Here is a 21,585-nt window from a genome sequence, read left to right as displayed (position 1 = left end):
GCCACATCCGGTGGGTGCGCTCGCGTGGCGCGGACCCACCGAAATGAGGTAGACCCCAAGGGTAGCCCTGCCCGTTTACAATGTAAACAGCAAAGCGCTTACAATGTAAACGAGCTGCTGGCCTAGCCGAGACCGACGATGTCGTAGATCTCCTCGGGCCGCGCAGCCAGCACGAGCGCCGACATCTTCTGAATCTCTGCGAGGAATCGCTCTCGCTCGTCGGGCGTCGCCTTGCGCCCCAACAGCGCGAAATGCATCAGCGCCTCGGGAACGAACTCCTCGCGCGCATGCGCCGTGACGATCTTGTCGCGGTAGGTGAACTCGAACACCCACCACGACATCCGCTGCCCACCGTCCGTTCGGGCGAACGCAGGGTCGTACCGGAAGCGATCCTCGGTGACCGCTCGCGTCACCAATTCGACACCATCGCGAAGACCCGGCCCGGGATGAGCCGTCCGCACCTGGATCTCTCGTCGCGCAGGCGGACCGTCCGGCGACAGCAACGGGAACACCCGCTGCATGACTCTGAACGAATGCGCCAGTCCACCAACCGATCTGGGCCCGCTGTAGCGTCGCAGGTCGTCGAACGTGAACTGCAGCGATGTCGCGAAATCAACGACCTCGATCGTGTCGGTCACACCGACAGACTAGTAGTCGCAGCACCCAGGTTTACGGCATCGGGCGACAGGAAATCCGCACGATGAGAGGAGACGAAACCATGACATCGTCCGATCCGCAGGTCGTTACCCGGGAACAATGGCTCGTTGCGCGCCGCGAACTACTCGTCGAGGAGAAGAAGCTTTCCCGCCACCTCGACGAAGTCAACGCCGCACGACGCGCGCTACCGATGGTCGAGGTCACCAAGAATTACGAGTTCGACGGTCCCGACGGCAGGGTCACGCTGCCGGATCTCTTCGGCTCGGACAGCCAGCTCCTGATTTACCACTTCATGTTCGAACCCGACGCCGACGAAGGTTGCCCGTCGTGCTCGTTCACGATGGACAACGTCGGCCCCCTCCAACACCTGCACGCCCGAGACACCGCCTTCGCGGCCGTGTCGCGCGCTCCCCTACCCGAACTCGAGCACTACCGCCGCCGCATGGGCTGGACGTTCCCCTGGTACTCCTCGCTCGGCAGCGACTTCAACTACGACTTCCACGTCACCCTCGACGCGGGCGTCGCACCCGTCGAATACAACTACAAGGACGAGGCGGAGCTGGTCGCGCTCGACCCCGCATGGAGAGGGTGGTCCGGCGAAGAGCACGGCGTCAGCGCCTTCCTACGCCAGGGCGACCGCATCTTCCACACCTACTCCGCGTACGCGCGCGGCACCGAATCCGTTGTCGGCACTTACCACTGGCTCGACCTCACGGCCCGCGGCCGCCAGGAAGACTGGGAGTTGGAGCCGCGCCGCGGCGACGACCCCATGATGAGTTGGCTTCGCCGCCACGACGAATACGGACCAGACATCAGCTCGCACTGACCGGATGGACCTGCAACGCGCAGGTGTCTATGGTCGCCGAGACCGTCGCCACGTCAGTTGTGTTCGGTGGAGTGACGCGAAGATCGGTGTACGTCGGGCATTGGTCACCTTGGGAGTTCGTCGCCAGTCCCTCGACAACGGCGTGTGCGTCGTGGCCAGGCGAGACTGTGACCACCGGCAATTCGTCTGCGCCCGATGGCAGTCCGCCGAGATAGCCGCGAAGAGTGCGGGCGGCGTGCAACAACGGTCCGCCCGCGCCCGAGTCGACGCCGGGATAACCCGTCAGCACACAGGAATTGCCTTCCGGCAGGCTGAAATTCAGCCGCACCCCGCGATGCATCGAGCCTGGCGACATTGTCGACGCGGTCACTGTCAGTTGCCCCGACGCGCACGCCGAGTCCTTACTCGCCGGCGGGTCCGCCTGCCCGCTCGAACACGCAACAGCGCTGACGAACAGCGCGCCGGCCAACAAGGAAACCGACACCGCGGCCTTCATGCTGCACTCCTCGCGAAATACTTACCTATGCAGTAGCGGTGGCAAGCCGACCGAGCGTGTCAGCCAGCTGATCCTTCGTGACGAGCGGGAACTTCACCTTTTCGAGCAGGTTCTTATCAGTGACCTTCGACCAGTCGTAGGTGTGGCGAACCAAAGTTTCGTTCGGCCCCTGAGACTCCAACTCCCACAACCACTCCCACCCGGGCGGCTCTGTGCCCGCCGGCGCGGTCTTCCATGCCAGCAGCTTGTCCTTCGCGTAACCGGAGACGTGGTTGTCGGTTTTGTACTCGCCGCCCATGTGATCGCCCTGCATGTTCATCGTGAACACTTCGCCGACATTCTGGATCCGATCGGCATGCTCCACGCCGCGGATAAACCCCGAACCATCGAGCTCCTGATGCCGCTCGGGGTTGGAGAGGACGTCGAAAATCGCGTCGACGGGCGCCGTGATGGTGCGTTCGACTATGACTTTTGTGTTGTCGCTCATTCCTCCACAGTGTCGGAGTTTGGTCAACTGTGCAATGTTGGCCCACGCCGAGGGGTGAGCTCGAAGCTCGAAAGTGGGGCGGGCGGGGCTCGAACCCGCGACCAATGGATTATGAGTCCACGGCTCTAACCGACTGAGCTACCGCCCCTGGTCTCCGACCGAATGTCGATGACGCGAAGAGCCTACGCAAAAACGCCTCCGACCAAGCGGCCGGGGCCATAGATGTCGCGACGATCAGGGCAAGAGAATGGCTCCAGTCCCACCCAGGGCACCACCGATAGCCGCGCCGCTGACGCCGCCGATGACTGCTCCGGCAATACCGAGGCCAACACACCCGACGCCGGCGGCCGGCACGCCGATCGCACAGCCGATTGCTCCACCGATCGCAGCTCCGACAGCCGCGCCTACAACGGCTCCTGCCACAGCACCAGCGCCCTGCCCGAGCGGCGTGCTCACCGGAGTCGGCTGGGGAACATAAACCTCGGCCTGAGCGGTCGGAGCTGCGAGCGCAATCCCACCCGCAACGAGAACGGCAATAATCAGCGACTTGAGCATTGTGTGCTCCTTCGTGAGCTGGGGTGACGATCTCAATCTACGACTGGCTGCCCCTTTCCGATACGGCATCTTCCTGCGCAGAAAGGGGTGCCAGCCGGCGCCCGCCGAGAGTGCAGTTATGCAGCCTGATTTGGGCTTTTCGACCTGAACAAGTACACGCTCGACGGCAACGATAGACAACGAGCGCCGCACCCGAGCAACACACCACCTGCCCCGCGACGGCCGTCGAGCGCATAGTTTTGGTTGCGGATTCGGCTAGATTTGCCACCATTTCTATGCGCTCGATGACCTCGCCTCGGCGAGAGTGCACCTGAACAAGTACACGTTCGACGGCAGCGTGCGCCCCACGTTGCTGCGAAACTTGGGTAGGTTTCAGGGATGGCTGATCCCTTCGTGAAATTGCTCGAAGTCCAACAAGCGATCTATGAGCGCAGCGGTGGGCTGTTCGGCCACCGCCTGCTTTTCGGGATGCCGTGCCTCCTGCTGCACACGGTCGGGCGGAAGACTGGCGAGCCGCGCACTGCAGCGTTGATCTACGGCCGCGATGGCGACGAGTACCTCGTCGTTGCGTCGAAAGGCGGTTCCCCTCGCCCGCCCGCGTGGTGGCACAACCTCAATGCCAAGCCTGAGTGCGAGATCCAGATCGGACGGACCCGACGTAAGGTGATCGCGCGGTCCGTCTTGCCGGGCGACCCCGACTACGACCGCATGTGGAAAAAGATGAACAAAATCAACCACGGAACGTACGACAAGTACCAAGAAAAGACGAAGCGGGAGATCCCTGTCGTCGCGCTGCGACCGGTGAGTTGAGCCAGATGGCAGCGAGGGCCGCTCGGGTCACCCAGGTCAGGGAGGGTACGGGTTGCCGGACTATCTCCCCGTAGCGAACGGCATTGTTGTCAACGTGATTCCGGGCTTCGGTCTCGGGCAAATCTGTCCGCTTTGGAATTTCTTCGCGTCACATTCCCATAACGGTGACATCACGGGCATATAACGTGTAGCCTTCGCGGGCAAGGTTGGGAAACAACGAGAAGAGGAATCACAAATGTTGGGTGACATCGGCTTGCTTGACGGCTTGCTCGGCGGACTTCTCGGTGGGGGAACCACCGGCGGACTCCTCACCGGCCTGCTCGGAACTCTCCTCGGCACTGGCGGCGCAGCAGGCAGCAGCTAGTTCGACACGCGAAAAAGCCCCCTCGCCAACGCTTTCTACTGAAAGCTGGCGAGGGGGCCTTTTTGCTTATTTGACTTGCTCCGGATACAGCTGCTTGATCAGCTCGAGCACGATTTCGGTGGTGGGAGTCGTCTCGTTGGTCGACGAGTTACCGATAGCGACGAACGTCGCGTCTGCTTCTGGCAGCCGCAGCGCAACGGACGAGTAGCCGACGATCGCACCGTTGTGGCCGACGAGATCATTGATGGTCATCACGCCCAGTCCGTACCCCAAGTTGAGCGGCACCCCGTCGATCCGGTTGGTACGCAAGCGTTCTGCCTGCAGCTAAGGCGAGAGCAGCTTCCCGTCGGTGAGTTCTCGTGTCCAGACTTTCAAGTCGTCGACGGTCGAGGTCATCGCGCCTGCAGTCCAGCCGACCGCCGGATTGACCTCGTTCACGACGGTAGGCGGCCTACTCGGATCGTTCTCGTCGGGCAGGTAAGCGGTCGGATGTGGTTCCGGGACAGTAAATCCCGTTGGAAAATTCGTGTGTGACAAGCCCGGCAGCTTGGCCACGACGTCGTTGTTGATGACGTCGTCCGCTTTACGCCCCGTCACCTTCTCCAGAATCAATCCGAGCAGGATGTAATTGCTGTCGCAGTAGACGGTTTTTGCGCCCGGTTCGAAGTCGGCCGGATGGGCTCTTACGATGTCGACTGCTTGTTCAGGCGTCCACGCAATCGTGGGATTCGCGTCGAAAGCGTTCACGAACGCGTCGTCTGCGGTGAAGTCGTAAAGACCCGATCGCATGTCGAGCAGATCCCGAATCGAAATCTTTGCGCCGTTCACGATGCCGGGAACGAACGACTCCAGCTTGTCGTCGAGTGAGAGCTTCTTCTGGTCGACGAGTTGAAGGATCGCCGTTGCGGTAAATGTCTTGCTGATACTCGCGATTCGACCGTAGTCGTCGATTTTGTAGGGCGCCTTCGTGGTCAGGTCCGCGACGCCGAGCGATTTGACCCATTGATGGTCGCCGATCCAGATCGAGACGACAACACCCGGCATGCCGGACTTGGCAAACGCGGCGTCCAACGTCTGGTCCAGCTTCGCTCGCGTTGCGTCGTCGAGCTTCACGCCCGCCGTCTCGCTGTCGGATCCGCATGAGGCAACCACGAACAACGCGACAACGAGACTGATCAACCAACGCAGGGACGTCGTAGTTCGTCCGTTCGAAGTGCTCATAGCCCAGATACCATACGCTGGTCGGGACAGCACATCGAGCTCGTGGAGGCCGCGATGAACGAGACGAACGCAGGACCGTCCGACGACGACAATGCGAAGGCGGGCAGCACATTCGGCGGCTCCCGGATCGTGGACGCTTTCTTGCGTTCGCCGCTGGCGGGCATAGCGCCCTGGATCCTGATGTCGCTGTTCTCGGGTCCCGGCAGATTCGAAGAGGCCGTCGCGGGCGCGTTCGGACTCTCCCTGCTGTTCTTCCTTGCGGCCCGCAGCAAACATCATTCGATCAAGCTGCTCGAGGTCTTCGACGTCGTCTTCTTCGGCGTCCTGGTGATCGTCGGACTGGTCGCGAACGATGGAACACTCAGCTGGCTGGAGCTGTGGGCAGGTGAGCTGTCCAATATTGCGCTCGCGCTGTTCGCGATCGTGTCCATCGCCATCCGCGTTCCGTTCACCCTGCAGTACGCGAAAGAGCAAACACCGCAAGAATATTGGGACAGCCCGATCTTCATTCGAGTGAACTACATGATCACCTCGGTGTGGGCAGGTGCCTTCACGTTCAACGCCCTCGCGGGCCTGTACGGCGACGCTGTCCTGCACAGCTCGGACAACTTCTGGACCGGTTGGATTCTGCAACTCGGGGCCACGATCTTCGCGATCTCGTTCACCGAGTGGTACCCGGACTACGCGCCCAACAAGGCATTACAAGCCGCCGGCGAACCCACCGATCCCCCGCTGCCGGTGACCAAACTCTTCGACTGGGTGCCGACCTTCGTCACCGCGGTCGGCGTTGCCGGACTGGTCACCGATGCCACACCGGCCTCCGTCGGCATCGCGCTGATCGTGGTCGGCATAGCGGGCACTGTCGGGATGCGCCGCGTGTCTGCGCAATCGATCGCGAGCTGACGAAACCTATTCGATTCGACGCTCACCAGCGTATTCTCTGATTTGCGGCGTCGGGGATGTCAGTTCTCCCATGCGAAAGCCGAAAACAATGAAGAGGTTCACCAACTCCGTCGTCAAATCCGCGTTGGTCTCGGTGGTCGTAGCTGCCGGGTTGACCACGGGCACGGCGGGTACAGCGAACGCGGCCACCGACTACTTCGGGTCGATCGCGATCTCGGTCAAGACGGGCAACATCGGCTGGGCGTACGACACCACGACGCGCGCCGACGCTGAGGCTACGGCCGTCCAAAAATGCAATGCCGCCGATTGCGAGTCGGTCGTGTGGTTCCAGAACGGCTGTGGCGCCGTAGCGCAAGCCGACAACCTTGCCTGGGGTTGGGGCTACGGAGCGTCTCGCGCTGATGCCGAAGCCCAGGCGCTGTCACACACCAATGGCCCCAACGCCAAAGTCCTGCGATGGGTGTGCACCACGAACCATCTGTGAGCCTTGCCCGACCCACGGGCGGGTGGTAGGAAGACTGCACCGGTAAGAAAAATGAACCGTGCAGTTAGGAGCCACTTATGCCCGCTTCTGTCGTTAGCGATGCCGTAACGACTGAGGAGTTCGCGGAACTGCGAGGAGCCGCGCTGGAGTGCGCCGAGCTTGCCCGCAGTCTTGCCGACACCACCGAGCAGAACAGGGCCCTTCCACCGGAATTGGTGGAGAAGCTGGCGAAGCCGGGTTTGTTGCGGTCTGGGGTGCCGACGCGGTTGGGTGGGCCCGAGGCGCCGCCCGCCGTGGGCCTGGAGACCGCCGAAATGATCGCGCGCGGAGACGGTTCGGCGGGTTGGTGCACGTCCATCGCCATCACGAGCAGCCTGCTGTCTGGATACATCTCGCAGGCGGGCGCCGAAGAGGTCTTCGGCGACCCGATGACCGTCGCCGCGGGAGTGTGGGCGCCGCGAGGCAAAGGCCGCAGGGAAAGCGGTGGAGTCGTCTTGACTGGACGATGGGGTTTCTGTAGCGGAATCCCGCATGCGGATTGGCTTTTCGCAGGGTTCGTGTTGGATGACGAACTGAAGGTTGCCGCAATTCCCAAGGCCGACCTCGAGGTGCTGGACACCTGGCACACGGGCGGACTGCGCGGGACCGGCAGCCATGACTGCGTCGCCAAGGACGTCTACGTTCCCGAGCACCGGATCTTCGCTGTTGTCGGCGGTCCCCCACCGGGAGCCACTGCGTTGCATCGGTTTCCGATCTTCGGCTATTTCGCGCTCTCGATCGCAGCTGCTGCACTCGGGAACGCGAGAGGCGCGATCGACGACCTCGTCGAACTGGCCGCTGGACGCAAGACACTCGGGTCAAGCCGAACGCTCGCCGAGCGATCGCAGACTCAGTCCGTCGTCGCAGAGTCGGAGGCCGCGCTCCGGGCGGCTCGGGTGCTGATGTTTCAATCGATCGACGATGCATGGCAAGCCGCGCAGGGCCTCGAGCCTGTGCCGGAGAAGTTGCGGATGGGCATTCGGTTGGCGGCCACGCACACCGTGCGGACGTCCGCGAAGGTTGCCGAAGCGATGTACGAACTCGGCGGCGGCGCGGCGATCTACGAGTCGTCGCCGTTGCAGCGGCGGTTCCGGGACGCGCACACCGCCACAGCGCATTTCCAGGTGAACCCGGCAAGCTTCGAGCTGCCGGGCAAACTCTTGCTGGGACTCCCGGCCAGGACCGAGCAGCTGTGAGCGAGATCGGCGTTGTCACGCCATTCTGGCTGGACCGCCCGGACACCGAAGCCCTCGACATCGCCACCCAAGCCGACCAGTCGGGCTTCGAGACGCTGTGGGTCGGCGAGATGGTCACCTTCGACGCCTTCGTGGCGGCAACGGCAATCGCTTTGCGTACCAAGCAGATCGGCTTGCGAGTCGGTCCGTTGGCGATCGGTGTGCGCAGCCCGGTCGCGATGGCCCTCGGCCTCTCGTCTGTGGCACGCCTGAGCGACCGCCGGGTGGATATCGCATTGGGTGCGTCCAGCCCGGCGATCGTCAGCGGCTGGCACGACCGTCCGTGGGGCCATGCCGCACCGCGGATGCGGGAGACCGTGGGCGCATTGCGGCCGATCCTCGGTGGCGAGCGCGGCTCCTTCGAGGGGCAATACATTCGCACGCGCGGATTTCGCCTCCGTAACCCGTTACCCTCGCCGGCGATTTCGGTCGCCGCCTTCGGCCCGGCGATGACGAAGGTTGCCGCGGAGGTGGCCGACGAGGTCGTGCTCAACCTGGTCACCCCGGCGCACGTGGCCAGCGTTCGCGAGACTGTCGACAAACACGCGCGCAACGCCGGAGTCGCGCCGCCACGGATTGCGGTCTGGGTAACGGTCGCGCTCGATCCGGGCGTGGCGAGCATTCGGCAGATGCTGAACCAGATCGCTGTCTATTTCAGGCCGCCCGGTTACGGCGAGATGTTTGCTGCGCTCGGCTACGGCGGCCTGGTCGCCAAGGCGAGGGCAGGTACTCCCCCTTCGCAGCTCGCGACCGACATTCCCGCCCAGTTGCTTACGCAGGTCTGCGCGGTCGGGTCCGCACGCGAGATCGCCGACCAGATCGCGAAATACCACGCTGCCGGCGCCGATCACGTCGGCGTCGTACCCAGCACCGCCGAGGATCCCGGCGGCCGCGCCGTCCTGCGCGCACTCCGGGAGGCCACGGCATGACCTCGCCGAACATGGACCTCAGCCATCGCTTCGAAGGCGAATCGGTCGGCCGCGCCCTTGCACTCGTCGGTGAGCGGTGGAGCCTGTTGATCCTGCGTGAGACCTTCTTCGGAGTGCGGCGTTACAGCGAGTTCGCGCGAAATCTGTCCATCCCGAGGCCCACGTTGTCGGCACGGCTCACCACGCTCGTCGATGCCGGTTTGCTGGACCGTGTGCTCTACGCGACAGATCCGGACCGGCACGAGTATCGGCTGACCGACGCTGGGCGAGAACTGTTTCCGGCGATCGTGGTTCTGATGCGCTGGGGTGACCGCTACCTCGCCGGTCCGGATGGTCCGCCGATCCTGCTGCGACACAACGAGTGTGGAGAGATCGCCGATCCATACCTGGCCTGCCGCAGCTGTGGCGGTGAGATCAGCGCAGACAAGGTGACCCCGGAACCGGGCCCCGCGTTTCGCTGAGTCGATATTTAGAATCGCCCAGAATTAAAGTGCAGTGCGAAATTCGGCACCGACCGAAAACCTGCGTTTTCGCAGTTAACAGTTCTGGGTAGTCTCTCGCAAATGATCGGGCATCGTGACGATCGAGACCGAAATACCGTCATGGTCGATATCTGGACGGTATCGTCGCCGGTCCGGCGCTTTGTGGCTGCGAGAGGGGTTTCATGCACATCTGGGATTACCTGCAGGGACGAGGTGGGTTCCTTACGTTCCTGACGTATCAGCATGCGTCGCTTGCGTTTCAAACCGTTCTGGTCGGAACCATCGTCGCCATTGCCATTGCAATTGCGGTGTATCGACTCCCCCTGATTGCCGCGCTGACCCTTACGTCCAGCCGAGTCGCGCTGACCATCCCGTCGCTCGCATTGCTCGCGTTGCTGATCGTCCCGTTCGGCTTGGGAGTAATTCCGTCGTTCATCATGCTGGCCTTTTTCGCCGCGATGCCGGTAATCGGAAATGCGATCGTCGGACTGCGTTCGGTTCCCGAATCGGTGATCGAGTCCGCGCGTGGGATCGGACTATCCCGCAGACGCATTCTCTTCTCGGTCGAGCTGCCGATCGCGTGGCCGGTAATCCTCACCGGAATTCGCGTTTCGACGCAGATGGTCGTCGGCGTTGCCGCGATCGTCGCCTACGTGCTCGGCCCGGGCCTCGGTTCGCTGATCTTCAACGGTCTGTCCCGGTTGGGCGGCACCAACTCCGTAGAAATGGCCATCACCGGCACCGTGCTCATCGTCGTCATCGCCTTGGTGTTCGACGCCCTGCTCGTCCTACTCGGGCGCCTCACCATTGCGAAGGGACTGTCATGACAGACATCACCGGTGCCTCCATTCGGCTCGACGGCGTCGTCAAGCAGTACAAAGGCACTGCGAAGCCCGCTGTGCAGAAGATCGATCTCGATATCGAAGCCGGCCACATCGTGGCGTTCGTCGGTCCGTCCGGTTGCGGCAAGACGACGACCTTGAAGATGATCAACCGCCTGATCGAGCCGACCGAGGGTCGCATTTTCATCGGCGACCGCGACGTCACCGGCGAGGACCCGGACAAGCTGCGCCAGTCGATCGGCTACGTCATCCAGTCGGGCGGATTGTTCCCCCACTGGTCGGTGAGCAAGAACATCGGCGCAATCCCGCGCGTGCTCGGCTGGGACAAAGCCCGCATCGCCGAACGCACCGAGTACCTCCTCGATCTCGTCGGCCTCGATGCCGACACCTTCCGCGATCGGTTACCGAAGGACATGTCCGGCGGACAGCAGCAGCGCGTCGGTGTCGCACGCGCCCTCGCCGCGGATCCGCCGGTACTCCTGATGGACGAGCCATTCGGAGCGGTCGATCCGATCACCCGAGTTCGGTTGCAGGACAGTTTGATCGCCATTCAGCACGAGCTGGCGAAAACGATCGTGATCGTAACGCACGATTTCGAAGAGGCGACGAAGCTCGGCGACAAAGTCCTCATCCTGTCCGAGGGCGGGAAGATCGAGCAGTACGGGACACCTGAGGAGATCCTCGCGAAACCCGCCAACGCGTTCGTCGAGGAGTTCATCGGATCGGGCGCCACGCTCGCTCACCTGACGCTCACGCGAGTCAAGGACGTCGACCACAACCCGGTCGTGACGGCGCGCGTCGGCGATTCGTCGCGAGAGGTCATCAATCGGGCGAAGGCGGCAGGCGCGACGTGGATCGTCGTCGTCGACGACCAAGGCCGGGGTCGGGCATGGCCGTCGCTCGACGAGGTGGCGACCAAAGAACGCATCTCCGACTACGTCGATCCGCGACTCCCCACCGTGGCGCCGTCGTCGACGCTCAACGACGCTCTCGACTCGATGCTGGCAGCGAGCCAGGGTGGCGTGCTGGTCACCGACGGCAGAGGTGCCGTCACCGGCGCGCTCACCATCGCGACCGTGATGGCGGTCATCCGCGGGCAACTCTCCGACGCACGGGCTGACGAGGAGCAAGTCACCTACAGCGACCACACCGAGGGCACGGCATGAAAACACTTCGGCGCACCCCGATCGATGTGTGGTTCGAGCCGCTCATCATCCTGATTCTCGGCGTCGGCTACATCCTGTGGTACCGATCGGCGACATTCACGTCGACCGAGGCAGCATCGCTGGGTTGGGACAACCTCCGCACCACGATTCTCGACCACATCACCCTGACCTTGACTGCGACGGCGATCGTCGTGGCGATCGCGATCCCACTGGGCATTCTCCTCACTCGGGAGAAGGCAAAGCCCTTCAAGGCGATCGTCGTGAACATCGCCAACGTAGGCCAGGCAGCGCCCGCAGTCGGTTTGATCGTGCTGCTCACGATGTGGCTCGGCACCGGATTCCGCACTGCTGTAGTCGGTCTCGTGGTCTATGCAATCCTGCCGATCCTGCAGAACACCATCACCGGCATAGACCAGGTCGACAAACGAACCATCGAGGCATCGCGCGGAATCGGCTACTCAGGCACGCGCACGCTGTTGCAGGTGGAATTGCCACTCGCAGTTCCGGTCATTCTCAACGGCGTACGGACCGCACTCGTCATCTTGGTCGGCACAGCAACGCTCAGCACCTTCATCGGCGCCACCAGCTTGGGCACGCTCATCACGACCGGAGTGACCCTGTTCTTGCCGAAACTGCTCATCTCGGGCGCCATTCTGGTCGGGCTGCTTGCATTGACGATCGATTGGCTCGGACGGTTGGTCGAGCTGGTCGCAACCCCTCGAGGAGTGGCATGACCCGGCTTCGGCTCGCCGCAGGAGTACTCGCCGTCACGGCTGCAGCCGGCTGTGGGTTGGTCAGTTCGTCGGGCACCTTCCATGACGCGTCACTGCCCGGTGGCGAGCGTCCGTTGGCGGGTGCGTCGATCGTGGTGACGTCCAAGAGCTTCACCGAGGGCGTAATCCTCGGAAAGATCACCGCGACCTATCTCGCGGCGGCCGGCGCCAAGGTCACCGACCTCACGGGCGCACCCGGATCGGCGTCGTCACGGCAGGCGCAATTGAACGGTGATGCCGACATTCTGTGGGAGTACACGGGCACGGGGTGGGTGAACTACCACGGCGAGACCGAGACGATCTCCGATCCAGGGCAGCTGTGGCAGCGCGTCCACGACGTCGAAAAGCGCGATCACGACTTGGAGTGGTTGCCCCCGGCCAACTTCAACGACACCTACGCCTTCGCAGCGTCGGCGGCGACAGCAGAACGACTCGGCGTCAAGACGCTCTCCGATGTCGCCAAGTTGCCGCCAGCGGACCGGTCCTTCTGCGTCGACGACGAGTTCTTCAGTCGTGCAGACGGATTCGTTCCGATGCTGAAGACCTACGGCATCGAGCTCAACGCACCCAACGGCGTTCCGCAGGACAAAGTCACTCGAATGGACGCCGGCGTTGTATACACATCGACTGCGCGCAGCGCACCGTGCAATTTCGGCATGGTCTACACCACCGACGGTCGCATCAAGAACCTGAACCTCACTGTCCTCGAGGACGACCGAAAGTTCTTCCTGCCCTACAGCGGTTCCGCTGTGATTCGAGCCCAGGTACTCGAAGACAACCCGGTGATAGCCGACCTGATGGCCAAGATCTCCGAGCGACTCACCGACGACGTCATGCAGGAGTTGAACGGCCGGGTCGACATCAAAGGCGAGGATCCGGCAGACGTCGCCTACGACTGGCTGAAGAGCGAGGGGCTGATCGACTGAGGCTAGGGCCCGACCGGGATGTCACCGCGCAAGGTGATGCGGTGCATGATCCGACGCTGCGAGCCGTAATCCCGGTTGGCATAGTGCGCGGTACTTCTGTTGTCCCACAACACAAGATCGCCGAGACGCCAGCGGTGCCGCACCACATGTTCCGGCTTCGTCAGGTGCGCGTAGAGGGCGTCGAGAATGCCCCGGCTCTCCGCCTCCGAGACGCCGACGATGTGTGACGTGAAGCCGGGATTGACGAACAGCCCTTTGCGTCCCGTCTCGGGATGCACTCGCACGACCGGATGTTCGACCGGCACCAGCGCGGTCACCCGTTCGCCGTCCCAGAGGTTCCCCTGCCCCTGGCGGCGTTGCTTCAGGTAGTAGCCGAACTCGCGATTGCCGTCGTGCACCGCCGTCAGCTGATCCACCAACCGCTGCATCGGCGTCGACAGCGATTCGTACGCGAGCTGCGAATCGGCCCAGTTGGTGTCGCCGCCGTTGGGCGGAAGCACCAGCGGTCGCAGGATCGACCCGAGCGGTGGACGCGGCATGAACGTCACGTCGGTGTGCCAGACGTCGGCAAATCCATTGTCCTGACTATCGAGCGCATACACCTCGGCCGGAACGTCCCCGCTGTCGTGCACTGGATGTCCGGCGGTGAGCTCGCCTAACCGACGGCCGAGCTCGATGTGGGCAGCGTCGTCGATGAACTGGTCGCGCAGGAACAACACCTTGTGCTGCACGAGCGCCGACCGCAGCGCAGCTAGCTGCTCCTGCGAGGCCGTCTCGACATCGATCCCGGCTACTTCTGCGCCGAAATGCGGTCCGAGCGGAGTCAGTTCGAGCTGTGATTGGACAGGTGCGACGTCGAAAGAGACAGACATGCGTATTGGGCTTTCTGAGAATGCGAGCAGGGTTGTCGGGGGCAGACGCCTACCGACAACAGAAGCTCGAGCCCACACGACACAGATCGACGGTTCGACGTCGAACTAGCAGGGTCGTGGACACTTCTCCTTACTACCGCACGGAGCCGCAAAGCTCAATTCGCGTTCAGCTGGGCAACGACGACAGGATGCGGTGCGTCAGGCCCCAGATGATCAACTTGTCGTGCGGAGGTTCTTCGCCGGTCCGGAACTCCCACGCCGGCCAGGGACCGAACAATCGATGTGGATGCCGGACTCGCGCCGCGCGGTTCGATAGCAGCGACAGCGGAACCCAATACGCTGCAGCAACTTCGGCGGGATCGGGAGTAAACGGAACTGCCTCGTCGAGGACGAAGACGGCCGTCGAGACGACGCCTTTCATCATTCGACCAGCGATATCGTCGAGCCTGCCGACCGCGTCGCCCAGCGTGACGCCGACCTCTTCGAACGTCTCACGGCGTGCGGTCGCCACGACGTCTTGATCCGATGGGTCCGCTCTACCGCCGGGCAACGCCGCATGTCCGGACCACATGTCACCCTGCCGAACGCTCCGACGGATCACGATGAACTGCGGTTCGGGCTTGGCGGTGAAGACCAGCGCTGTGGCGGCATGCCATGTAGCCGGGGGTTCGATCCGCGGCCGGTGTTCGGCAACGCGGCTCAGTACCGCATCGAGGTCGACCGCATCGTTTCCCATTTCGCCGTCGAGCGTAAAGGCTCGAGAAAATGGTTTGAACCCCAGGTTAAAGGGGTACCACTCGCTCCAATGGACGCCCTCTGGAATTTTGTCGTGAATCGGCGGCAGCAATTGCTTACCGATTCCTATCTGCATGTTTCGGCGGTCGTCCAATCGGTCGTCATTGCGACAATCATTGCCGTCGCGATCGGAATCCTCGTATATCGCAGCCCGATCGGCTCGGCGGTCGCCACCGCGGCTGCCAGCACGATTCTCACCATTCCGTCGTTCGCACTGCTCGGACTGCTCATTCCACTGCTCGGCTTGGGGGTAGCCCCAACCATCACCGCGCTCGTTTTGTATGCATTGCTGCCGATCATCAGAAACACCATCATCGGCCTTGCGTCCGTGAACCCAGCGGTCACCGATGCGGCCCGTGGCGTCGGAATGAATCGAGTCGGTGTGCTGACTCGTATCGAATTGCCGATGGCGTGGCCATCGATCCTGACGGGTATGCGCGTCAGCACCCAGATGATCATGGGCATCCTCGCGATCGCCGCATACGCCAAAGGTCCTGGTCTCGGGAATCTGATTTTCTCCGGGCTCTCTCGCGTCGGCAGTCCCAACGCAGTTCCGCAAGCACTGGTCGGCACCGTTCTCATCGTCATTCTCGCGCTGATTCTCGACGGGCTCTATGTCCTCGTCGGCCGCTTCACAACATCTAGGGGTATCCGTGACTGACTCTGCCACAACGGAATCGACAGTCTCGGGGGTCGAGATAGTGCTGGAGTCCGTAACGAAGCGCTACTCGGGACAACGCGACGCTGCAGTCGAGGATGTATCGCTCACTGTGCCCGCAGGCGAGACCGTCGTCTTCGTGGGACCGTCGGGCTGCGGCAAGACCACGACGATGCGCATGATCAATCGCCTGATCGAGCCGTCGTCGGGCAAGATCACGATCGACGGCAAGGACGCACTGTCGATCGATCCAAACGAATTGCGTCGCGGGATCGGCTACTCGATCCAGCAAGCGGGTCTGTTCCCACACATGACGATCGCCAAAAACGTTGCGACCGTGCCGGGTCTGATCAAATGGGACAAGAAGCGGATAAACGCACGAGTCGACGAGATGCTCGACCTGGTGGGCCTCGATCCCGATATCTACCGAGATCGCTATCCGCGCCAGCTTTCCGGCGGTCAGCAACAACGGGTCGGCGTGGCGCGTGCACTCGCGGCTGATCCACCAGTGCTCCTGATGGACGAACCTTTCGGCGCAGTCGATCCCATCACCCGGGGACTCCTGCAGGACGAATTGATGCGCCTGCAAACCGAACTGAGCAAAACGATTGTCTTCGTCACCCACGATTTCAACGAAGCGGTCAAGCTCGGCGACCGAATTGCGGTGCTGGGCAATCAATCCAGCATCATGCAGTACGACACGCCCGAAGCAATTCTCGCCAACCCAGCCAATGACATGGTCGCAGGTTTCGTCGGCGCGGACGCGTCGCTGAAGCAGTTGACCCTGACTCGCGTGCGCGATGTGGAACTGCTGCAATGTCCGACGGTTACCGAGGACGATTCCGTCGACGAGTTGCGTCAACTTCTCGAAACCCGAAAGCGTCAGTGGGCCTTGATACTCGACGACCGGAGCCGCCCGCTGCGCTGGGTATCTCCCGCTCACCTCGCCCACGCCACCACACTCCGCGGCGTCGGACAGAACGTCGGCGAGATGGTCTCGACTCAGTCGACGCTGCAGGATGCTTTGGAAGCGCTGCTCGCCGAGAGCACAGCGTCGACGTGCGTCACCGGACGACGAGGTGAATACGTCGGCTTGATCACGATCGACACCCTTGTCGGACACCTGTCGTCGATGCGAGCAGAACACGCGGACGACCACGCCGAAGAAGCCAGCGATATCGACCACAGTGGTACAAGGTCATGAGTGCTCCGACAACCGCGCCGCCCGATATGGAGCAGGAGCCGGACCTCAGCGTCAAAGAGAACTCAGCAGCCAAGCGGGCCGATCGAATCCGCTTGCTCGCGCAACCGGTACTCGTGCTCATCCTCGTTGCAGGCGTGCTGACCTGGGCATTCAGTCGCGATCTCACCGCGACCCAGAAGGGCAGCATCAGCCTGTCCAACATTGCGACTCTGACCTGGCAACACGTGTTGATCACGATCGCGGTCGTTGTGATCGTCGTCGTCATCGCCGTGCCGCTGGGAACCTTGTTGACCCGTCCCGGCTATACCCGCCTCGCACCGCTCTTCGTCGGTGTCGCGAATGTCGGCGCCGCAGCGCCTGCTATCGGGTTGCTGGTGCTCTTCTACCTCGCGACGCGCACCACAGGCTTCTGGATCGGTGTTCTCCCTATCGCGTTCTATTCATTGCTTCCCGTGTTGCGCAATACGATCCTCGGCTACCAAGAGGTCGATGGGACCTTGATCGACGCGGGGCGCGGTCAGGGTATGTCACCCATGACGGTGCTGCGCCGCGTCGAGTTCCCGATGGCTGTGCCGTACATCCTTGCCGGACTGCGTACTTCGCTCGTCCTCGCGGTCGGCACCGCGACCCTGTGCTTTCTCGTCAGCGCTGGTGGCCTTGGCATTCTGATCGACACCGGCTACAAGTTGCGCGACAACGTGACCCTCGTCGTCGGTGCGGTTCTTGCGGTATCGCTTGCGCTGCTGATCGATTGGGTCGGCGCGCTGGCCGAACAGTTCCTCGGGCCGAAGGGGCTGCGCTGATGCGCCGCGCTCGTCGCCTGCGGCGACCGCTCGCGGCGGTCGGGATCGCTGCAAGTCTGGCCTTCGTTGCGTCGTGCGGATTGCAATCCGGCGGCGCGCTGCCGCTCGAGGTCGGTCCCGGCAGCATTCAGCCGGTCCCCGAACTCGAGGGAGTGAAGATCACCGTCGGCTCGAAAGACTTCACCGAACAAATAACCCTGGGCTACATCATCGAATTCGCGTTGGCAGCCGCGGGCGCAGATATCCGCGACTTGACCAATATCCAGGGTTCCAACAGCACCCGTGACGCGCAGCTGAACGGACAGATCGACCTGACTTACGAGTACACGGGTACAGGCTGGATCAACTACCTCGGCAACGAGAATCCCGTCCCGGGTTCCCAGGCCCAGTTCGAGGCCGTCCGCGACGCGGATTTGGCAGCCAACGACATGATCTGGGCCGTAGCTGCACCGATGAACAACACCTACGCGCTGGCGATGAATCGGCAGACCGCGGAGCAGACAGGCGTCAAGACGCTCTCGGACTACGCACGGCTCGTCGCCAGCAACCCGGACGCCGCCACAACGTGCGTGGAAACCGAGTTCAACGTCCGGCAGGACGGCTTCCCCGGCATGGCTGCGAAATACGAGTTCGACGCCGGGCAGGCCAAGCGGCAGATTTTGCAGACCGGCATCATCTACCAAGCGACAGCCGACGGAGCCCAATGCAAGTTCGGCGAGGTGTTCACCACGGACGGTCGCATCATCGCACTGGATCTTGTTCTGCTAGAAGATGATCGACAGTTCTTCCCGAAGTACAACCCAGCGCTGGTAATGAAGACCAGCTTTGCCGAGGCACACCCGCAAGTCGCCGATGTGATGACGCCGATCTCCGCGCGCCTGACCGACAAGGTGATGACCGAACTCAATCGGAAGGTCGACGTCGACGGCACCGAGCCTGCCGACGTCGCACGCGACTGGCTCGTTCAAGAAGGTTTCGTGACGAAACCGTAGGACTGGCTATACACCCTTCGGCGACGCCTGTTTCATGAAGCCGAACAGATAGCCCGCAACCCGGCGCAGCTGGATTTCCTCCGCCCCCTCGGTGATTCGGTACCGACGGTGGTGCCGGTAGATGTGCTCGAACGGTTTGTGCCGCGAGTAGCCGAGTCCGCCGTGCACCTGCATTGCGCGGTCTGCGGCTTCGCAGCACAGCCGGTTGGCCCAGTAATTGCACATCGACACCTGCTCCGACGCCGAGAAAGGACCGTTGCGGTCCATCGACCATGCGGTCTTGTGGATCAGCAGCCGCAACATCTCGCATTGCGTCTGCAGTTCTACAAGCGGAAACTGGATCGCCTGGTTGGCAGCAAGCGGCTTCCCGAAAGGCTTGCGCTGCTTGGCATACGCGACTGATTCGTCGATACAGTACTGCGCCGCACCGAGGCTGGACGCGGCCTGGCGAATCCGGTTCTCGTTGAAGAAATGCTGCACCACCGCAAGCCCTCGACCCTCCTGACCGAAGATCGCACTCGACGGCACCCTGACGTCGTGCAGCGATATCCGGGCGTGGTCGGTGGGCATGTTGAACGTCCACAGATACTCGTCGACGGTGAACCCCGGCGCGTCCACCGGCACCAAGAAGGCGGTGATTCCCGTAGCGTCACCGGCCTTTCCGGAGGTGCGGGCGAGAATGAGGTCTGCAGCAGCAGCGTGTATGCCGGTGTTCCAGGTCTTCGTGCCGTTGATGATCCAGTCGTCGCCGTCGCGTACTGCCACGGTCTCCATATGCGTTGCGTCGGAACCGTGGTCGGGTTCGGTGATGCCGAACGCAAAGAATCGCCGCATGGTCGCCAGGTCATCGACCCACTCGGATTGCTGTGCAGGCGAGCCATATTCGAGCATCAAGAGCAATCCGATGTTGTTGCCGACGATCGCATGCTCGTTCTGCAGGTCGCAATGCAAACCCAGACCGCGATGGGCGAGGTGCTCGCGGATCACCGCCATGCCGAGGTTGGTGCCGTCGCGGCCGCCGTACTCCTTCGGGAACGGATACCGCAGGTGCCCGGCGGCGTCGGCGCGACGGCGCGCCTCGGCAAGCAACGCCTCCCACTCGGCGTTGGGTAGTCCACCGCGATCCCAGTCGGTCCGGGCGTCCTCGCGTCGGTGGTCGAAGAAGCGAATGTTGTCGCCCTCGCGTTCCAACGGAACGATTTCTGCCTCGATGAACTCGTCCAACTCGCCGAGGTAGGCGACGAGGTCGGCGGGTAGGTCGAAATCCATTACAGCTCCTGACTTCTCAGGTCGGTCGCACCAACATCAAGAGATCCCATTCGATCTCGTGGATCCGCCGCCCACTGGCAGCCATCACGACATTTCTGAAACTGCCATCGAGGTGCGCGGCAGCTTGGCTGGCGAGTCCGACACCCCACCACAGCGTGCCGAGGACCTTCCACCAGTGGAACCGATCGGCATCGAAAGTCCCGCCGCGCCGCTCGTAGGCGGCGGCGAACACATCCCTACCGGCGAACCCACCGATCTCGCGGTCGTCTTGCCGGAACCGCCACATCCGCAGCGCCGACCATGCGGCGTCTCGCATCGGGTCGCCGAATCGTTGTGCGCCTTCCCAATCGAGCACGGCACGCAGGCCGTCCGAGCCTACGATGATGTTGCCGTTGCGAATGTCGGTGTGCACGATGGCAGGTTGTGCGGGCAGAGCAGGTAGGTTCCGCTCGAGCCAGTCCAGCGCGAACGCGAAGACGCGCCGATCCGGTAGCAAATGCGCGACCGCGGTCGTGAGCTCTGCCAGCAAGGTCCGCGCCGGATCACCACCGGCGCTGCCCGGCAACGTATCCGGCGCCAGCGCTGGGTCGATTCCGTGCAACGCGGCCATCGCCTCCCCGAGTTGGGTGGCGACCAACTCCCCGACCCCGTTCTGCTCGACGAGGCGTAGCACCTTGCGCGGCACAGTTTCTCCGTCGACCCGATCCGAGAGCAGAAACGGGCTACCGACAAATTCGGTCTCGGTGCACGTCGCCACAACTGCAGGGACGGGCACGCCGTTCGCCCTGGCAAGCTCTCGCACGTCGGCCTCGGTGCTAATCGGCACCAGCGCAATAGCTTCCGGGACGATCGTCGCGACGAGGTGCAGCACGGTGCTGCCGGTGTCGGCGTCGAACACCACGTTGCGGCGCCGCGCTCCAGCGGACACCGGTACGAGGTTCGACACCGTCACCGGCGTGCCGAGGTCCACGCTGAGGAAGGCGGCCAATCCGGCTGTGAGGTCCGCGCTCACCCGGCTTCCCACCCGTCGTGCCCGGGCTTGGCGATTGCGATGTCAGCCCGCGTGATCGCGACAAGCGCCTCCCACAGCGCGGTGGGGTCGTCTGGTGGTAGCGATGTGAGCAATTCCTGTTCGCGCCGAGCCGCATCCGGACCGAGCTCGAGCTCGCGGCCCACGATCCGCGCCAGATTCGCCCCCACCCGCGCCTGGTGTTGCAATCCCGACGGAAGCGCAGGCAAAAGCGTCTCCTCGAGAAGCTCCGCAAGGGTCTCTAGTATCTCGGTCGCCGTTGGCCGATACTGCATGGCTCGACTCTAGGGGTCGGACTGGTCGTGAGTCTTTTCGGAGTCCAGGGACTCCAAAAAGACTCACGACAGGAAGAGCTGCACGGTCACGCGGTAGCGTTGGCCGTCATGCAGGTGCCCCGCGCGGTCGCGAGCTTCAACAAGTACGTCACCAACAACATTCAGGGCCTGTGGGCGTGGCTGCTCCCGCCGTGGGCGGTCGTGCATCACACGGGACGATCCTCGGGCCGCGCATTCAAGACGCCGATCATGGGCTTCAAGACCCCGGAGGGCTTTGCGATTCCGATGCTCTACGGGCCGCAGAGCCACTGGGTCAAGAACCTGCTCGCCGCGGGTGGCGGCGAAATCCAGCGGGGCGGCAGGCGCTACAAGCTCGTCGACCCGAGGGTCGTCCCCGCATCGGAGATCAGCGCGAAGGGCATCGCGGGCGTCTACACCCGGGCCGCTGCAACGACGCTCGTCGCCACGCTCGGCGAGCGCGTGTAGTCCGAT

29 protein-coding genes and 1 tRNA gene are annotated in these 21,585 nt (G+C 63.0%); 17 read left to right on the top strand and 13 right to left on the bottom strand.

The window, feature by feature from the left end; translation table 11 throughout:
- Window positions 1-122: 122 nt before the first annotated feature.
- On the bottom strand, window positions 123-638 hold the full coding sequence (locus FGL95_RS06575) for a hypothetical protein (protein WP_169585426.1): 516 nt from the start codon (window positions 636-638) through the stop codon (window positions 123-125).
- Between the two features lie 80 nt (window positions 639-718).
- Between FGL95_RS06575 and FGL95_RS06570 the strand changes: the two genes are divergently transcribed.
- Complete coding sequence (locus FGL95_RS06570; RefSeq protein WP_169585425.1) at window positions 719-1,483, top strand: DUF899 domain-containing protein; 765 nt, start codon at window positions 719-721, stop codon at window positions 1,481-1,483.
- On the opposite strand, the gene FGL95_RS06565 is transcribed toward FGL95_RS06570, so the two are convergent.
- The 4 genes from FGL95_RS06565 to FGL95_RS06550 form a co-directional block, all read right to left on the bottom strand.
- Entirely contained in the window at window positions 1,470-1,979 is a 510-nt protein-coding gene (locus FGL95_RS06565; protein ID WP_169585424.1) for a DUF4232 domain-containing protein, read from the bottom strand. The genes FGL95_RS06570 and FGL95_RS06565 overlap by 14 nt on opposite strands.
- 25 nt (window positions 1,980-2,004) lie before the next feature.
- Window positions 2,005-2,466 (bottom strand): SRPBCC family protein, encoded by a 462-nt coding sequence (locus FGL95_RS06560; RefSeq protein ID WP_169585423.1) that lies wholly within the window; start codon window positions 2,464-2,466, stop codon window positions 2,005-2,007.
- Window positions 2,467-2,540: 74 nt separating this feature from the next.
- Window positions 2,541-2,614: transfer RNA gene (locus FGL95_RS06555), tRNA-Ile, on the bottom strand.
- Window positions 2,615-2,700: 86 nt separating this feature from the next.
- Window positions 2,701-3,021, bottom strand: coding sequence for a hypothetical protein (locus tag FGL95_RS06550; RefSeq protein ID WP_169585422.1), 321 nt, complete (start codon window positions 3,019-3,021; stop codon window positions 2,701-2,703).
- A 378-nt stretch (window positions 3,022-3,399) separates the two neighbouring features.
- Between FGL95_RS06550 and FGL95_RS06545 the strand changes: the two genes are divergently transcribed.
- A complete protein-coding gene (locus tag FGL95_RS06545) occupies window positions 3,400-3,831 on the top strand; it encodes a nitroreductase family deazaflavin-dependent oxidoreductase (protein ID WP_169585421.1) in 432 nt (143 codons plus the stop codon).
- A 235-nt stretch (window positions 3,832-4,066) separates the two neighbouring features.
- The gene (locus tag FGL95_RS32730; protein WP_277351749.1) at window positions 4,067-4,195 is read left to right on the top strand and encodes a hypothetical protein; all 129 of its coding nucleotides are present in this window, start codon (window positions 4,067-4,069) and stop codon (window positions 4,193-4,195) included.
- A 66-nt stretch (window positions 4,196-4,261) separates the two neighbouring features.
- On the opposite strand, the gene FGL95_RS06535 is transcribed toward FGL95_RS32730, so the two are convergent.
- Both FGL95_RS06535 and FGL95_RS06530 read right to left on the bottom strand, forming a co-directional pair.
- Window positions 4,262-4,504, bottom strand: a complete 243-nt coding sequence (locus FGL95_RS06535) for a serine hydrolase domain-containing protein (protein WP_169585420.1) — start codon at window positions 4,502-4,504, stop codon at window positions 4,262-4,264.
- A gap of 15 nt (window positions 4,505-4,519) precedes the next feature.
- Window positions 4,520-5,416 carry a serine hydrolase domain-containing protein gene (locus tag FGL95_RS06530; protein ID WP_169585419.1) on the bottom strand — a complete coding sequence of 299 codons (897 nt, stop codon included), beginning with the start codon at window positions 5,414-5,416 and terminating at the stop codon, window positions 4,520-4,522.
- A gap of 54 nt (window positions 5,417-5,470) precedes the next feature.
- Here FGL95_RS06530 and FGL95_RS06525 point away from each other — a divergent pair, with 54 nt between their 5' ends.
- The 9 genes from FGL95_RS06525 to FGL95_RS06485 all read left to right on the top strand — a co-directional run bounded on the left by FGL95_RS06525 (window position 5,471) and on the right by FGL95_RS06485 (window position 13,195).
- Window positions 5,471-6,319 carry a DUF3159 domain-containing protein gene (locus FGL95_RS06525; protein WP_240962804.1) on the top strand — a complete coding sequence of 283 codons (849 nt, stop codon included), beginning with the start codon at window positions 5,471-5,473 and terminating at the stop codon, window positions 6,317-6,319.
- 88 nt (window positions 6,320-6,407) lie between these two features.
- Window positions 6,408-6,803, top strand: coding sequence for a DUF4189 domain-containing protein (locus FGL95_RS06520; protein WP_169585418.1), 396 nt, complete (start codon window positions 6,408-6,410; stop codon window positions 6,801-6,803).
- Window positions 6,804-6,880: 77 nt separating this feature from the next.
- On the top strand, window positions 6,881-8,038 hold the full coding sequence (locus FGL95_RS06515) for an acyl-CoA dehydrogenase family protein (RefSeq protein WP_169585417.1): 1,158 nt from the start codon (window positions 6,881-6,883) through the stop codon (window positions 8,036-8,038).
- A complete protein-coding gene (locus tag FGL95_RS06510) occupies window positions 8,035-9,006 on the top strand; it encodes an LLM class F420-dependent oxidoreductase (protein WP_169585416.1) in 972 nt (323 codons plus the stop codon). Before FGL95_RS06515 ends, FGL95_RS06510 begins: the two co-directional genes overlap by 4 nt.
- Window positions 9,003-9,467, top strand: coding sequence for a winged helix-turn-helix transcriptional regulator (locus FGL95_RS06505; protein ID WP_240962803.1), 465 nt, complete (start codon window positions 9,003-9,005; stop codon window positions 9,465-9,467). Before FGL95_RS06510 ends, FGL95_RS06505 begins: the two co-directional genes overlap by 4 nt.
- A gap of 203 nt (window positions 9,468-9,670) precedes the next feature.
- The gene (locus FGL95_RS06500) at window positions 9,671-10,315 is read left to right on the top strand and encodes an ABC transporter permease (protein ID WP_169585415.1); all 645 of its coding nucleotides are present in this window, start codon (window positions 9,671-9,673) and stop codon (window positions 10,313-10,315) included.
- Window positions 10,312-11,496: an ABC transporter ATP-binding protein gene (locus tag FGL95_RS06495; RefSeq protein ID WP_169585414.1), complete on the top strand. Its 1,185-nt coding sequence runs from the start codon at window positions 10,312-10,314 to the stop codon at window positions 11,494-11,496. The genes FGL95_RS06500 and FGL95_RS06495 overlap by 4 nt, the downstream gene beginning before the upstream one ends.
- On the top strand, window positions 11,493-12,230 hold the full coding sequence (locus FGL95_RS06490; RefSeq protein ID WP_169585413.1) for an ABC transporter permease: 738 nt from the start codon (window positions 11,493-11,495) through the stop codon (window positions 12,228-12,230). The genes FGL95_RS06495 and FGL95_RS06490 overlap by 4 nt, the downstream gene beginning before the upstream one ends.
- A complete protein-coding gene (locus FGL95_RS06485; RefSeq protein ID WP_169585412.1) occupies window positions 12,227-13,195 on the top strand; it encodes a glycine betaine ABC transporter substrate-binding protein in 969 nt (322 codons plus the stop codon). Before FGL95_RS06490 ends, FGL95_RS06485 begins: the two co-directional genes overlap by 4 nt.
- A 2-nt stretch (window positions 13,196-13,197) precedes the next feature.
- Here FGL95_RS06485 and FGL95_RS06480 read toward each other — a convergent pair whose 3' ends face one another.
- The 3 genes from FGL95_RS06480 to FGL95_RS06475 are packed head-to-tail and all read right to left on the bottom strand — an operon-like array spanning window position 13,198 to window position 14,803.
- Window positions 13,198-14,067, bottom strand: a complete 870-nt coding sequence (locus FGL95_RS06480) for a TauD/TfdA dioxygenase family protein (protein WP_169585411.1) — start codon at window positions 14,065-14,067, stop codon at window positions 13,198-13,200.
- Between the two features lie 49 nt (window positions 14,068-14,116).
- A complete protein-coding gene (locus FGL95_RS33120; RefSeq protein WP_420838032.1) occupies window positions 14,117-14,191 on the bottom strand; it encodes a putative leader peptide in 75 nt (24 codons plus the stop codon).
- A 42-nt stretch (window positions 14,192-14,233) separates the two neighbouring features.
- Window positions 14,234-14,803 (bottom strand): NUDIX hydrolase, encoded by a 570-nt coding sequence (locus FGL95_RS06475; RefSeq protein WP_169585410.1) that lies wholly within the window; start codon window positions 14,801-14,803, stop codon window positions 14,234-14,236.
- 69 nt (window positions 14,804-14,872) lie between these two features.
- Here FGL95_RS06475 and FGL95_RS06470 point away from each other — a divergent pair, with 69 nt between their 5' ends.
- Genes FGL95_RS06470 through FGL95_RS06455 form a run of 4 tightly spaced genes read left to right on the top strand, consistent with a single transcriptional unit; the run spans window position 14,873 to window position 18,519 of the window.
- Window positions 14,873-15,523: an ABC transporter permease gene (locus FGL95_RS06470; protein ID WP_169585409.1), complete on the top strand. Its 651-nt coding sequence runs from the start codon at window positions 14,873-14,875 to the stop codon at window positions 15,521-15,523.
- Window positions 15,477-16,724: a betaine/proline/choline family ABC transporter ATP-binding protein gene (locus FGL95_RS06465; protein WP_169585408.1), complete on the top strand. Its 1,248-nt coding sequence runs from the start codon at window positions 15,477-15,479 to the stop codon at window positions 16,722-16,724. Before FGL95_RS06470 ends, FGL95_RS06465 begins: the two co-directional genes overlap by 47 nt.
- Window positions 16,725-16,750: 26 nt before the next feature.
- The gene (locus tag FGL95_RS06460) at window positions 16,751-17,527 is read left to right on the top strand and encodes an ABC transporter permease (protein ID WP_240962838.1); all 777 of its coding nucleotides are present in this window, start codon (window positions 16,751-16,753) and stop codon (window positions 17,525-17,527) included.
- Complete coding sequence (locus FGL95_RS06455) at window positions 17,527-18,519, top strand: glycine betaine ABC transporter substrate-binding protein (protein WP_169585406.1); 993 nt, start codon at window positions 17,527-17,529, stop codon at window positions 18,517-18,519. The genes FGL95_RS06460 and FGL95_RS06455 overlap by 1 nt, the downstream gene beginning before the upstream one ends.
- Window positions 18,520-18,525: 6 nt before the next feature.
- On the opposite strand, the gene FGL95_RS06450 is transcribed toward FGL95_RS06455, so the two are convergent.
- Genes FGL95_RS06450 through FGL95_RS06440 form a run of 3 tightly spaced genes read right to left on the bottom strand, consistent with a single transcriptional unit; the run spans window position 18,526 to window position 21,093 of the window.
- Window positions 18,526-19,788: an acyl-CoA dehydrogenase family protein gene (locus FGL95_RS06450; protein WP_169585405.1), complete on the bottom strand. Its 1,263-nt coding sequence runs from the start codon at window positions 19,786-19,788 to the stop codon at window positions 18,526-18,528.
- 16 nt (window positions 19,789-19,804) lie between these two features.
- Window positions 19,805-20,800 (bottom strand): phosphotransferase, encoded by a 996-nt coding sequence (locus FGL95_RS06445; RefSeq protein WP_169585404.1) that lies wholly within the window; start codon window positions 20,798-20,800, stop codon window positions 19,805-19,807.
- Entirely contained in the window at window positions 20,797-21,093 is a 297-nt protein-coding gene (locus FGL95_RS06440) for a DUF6285 domain-containing protein (RefSeq protein WP_169585403.1), read from the bottom strand. The genes FGL95_RS06445 and FGL95_RS06440 overlap by 4 nt, the downstream gene beginning before the upstream one ends.
- Window positions 21,094-21,120: 27 nt before the next feature.
- Here FGL95_RS06440 and FGL95_RS06435 point away from each other — a divergent pair, with 27 nt between their 5' ends.
- Window positions 21,121-21,579 (top strand): nitroreductase family deazaflavin-dependent oxidoreductase, encoded by a 459-nt coding sequence (locus FGL95_RS06435; RefSeq protein WP_169585402.1) that lies wholly within the window; start codon window positions 21,121-21,123, stop codon window positions 21,577-21,579.
- The last annotated feature ends 6 nt before the right edge of the window (window positions 21,580-21,585 follow it).

The organism is Antrihabitans stalactiti, assembly GCF_012932915.1.
Classification (GTDB): domain Bacteria; phylum Actinomycetota; class Actinomycetes; order Mycobacteriales; family Mycobacteriaceae; genus Antrihabitans; species Antrihabitans stalactiti.
Note: the sequence above shows the minus strand (reverse complement) of the source record. Positions and strands in the feature narration are given on the sequence as shown.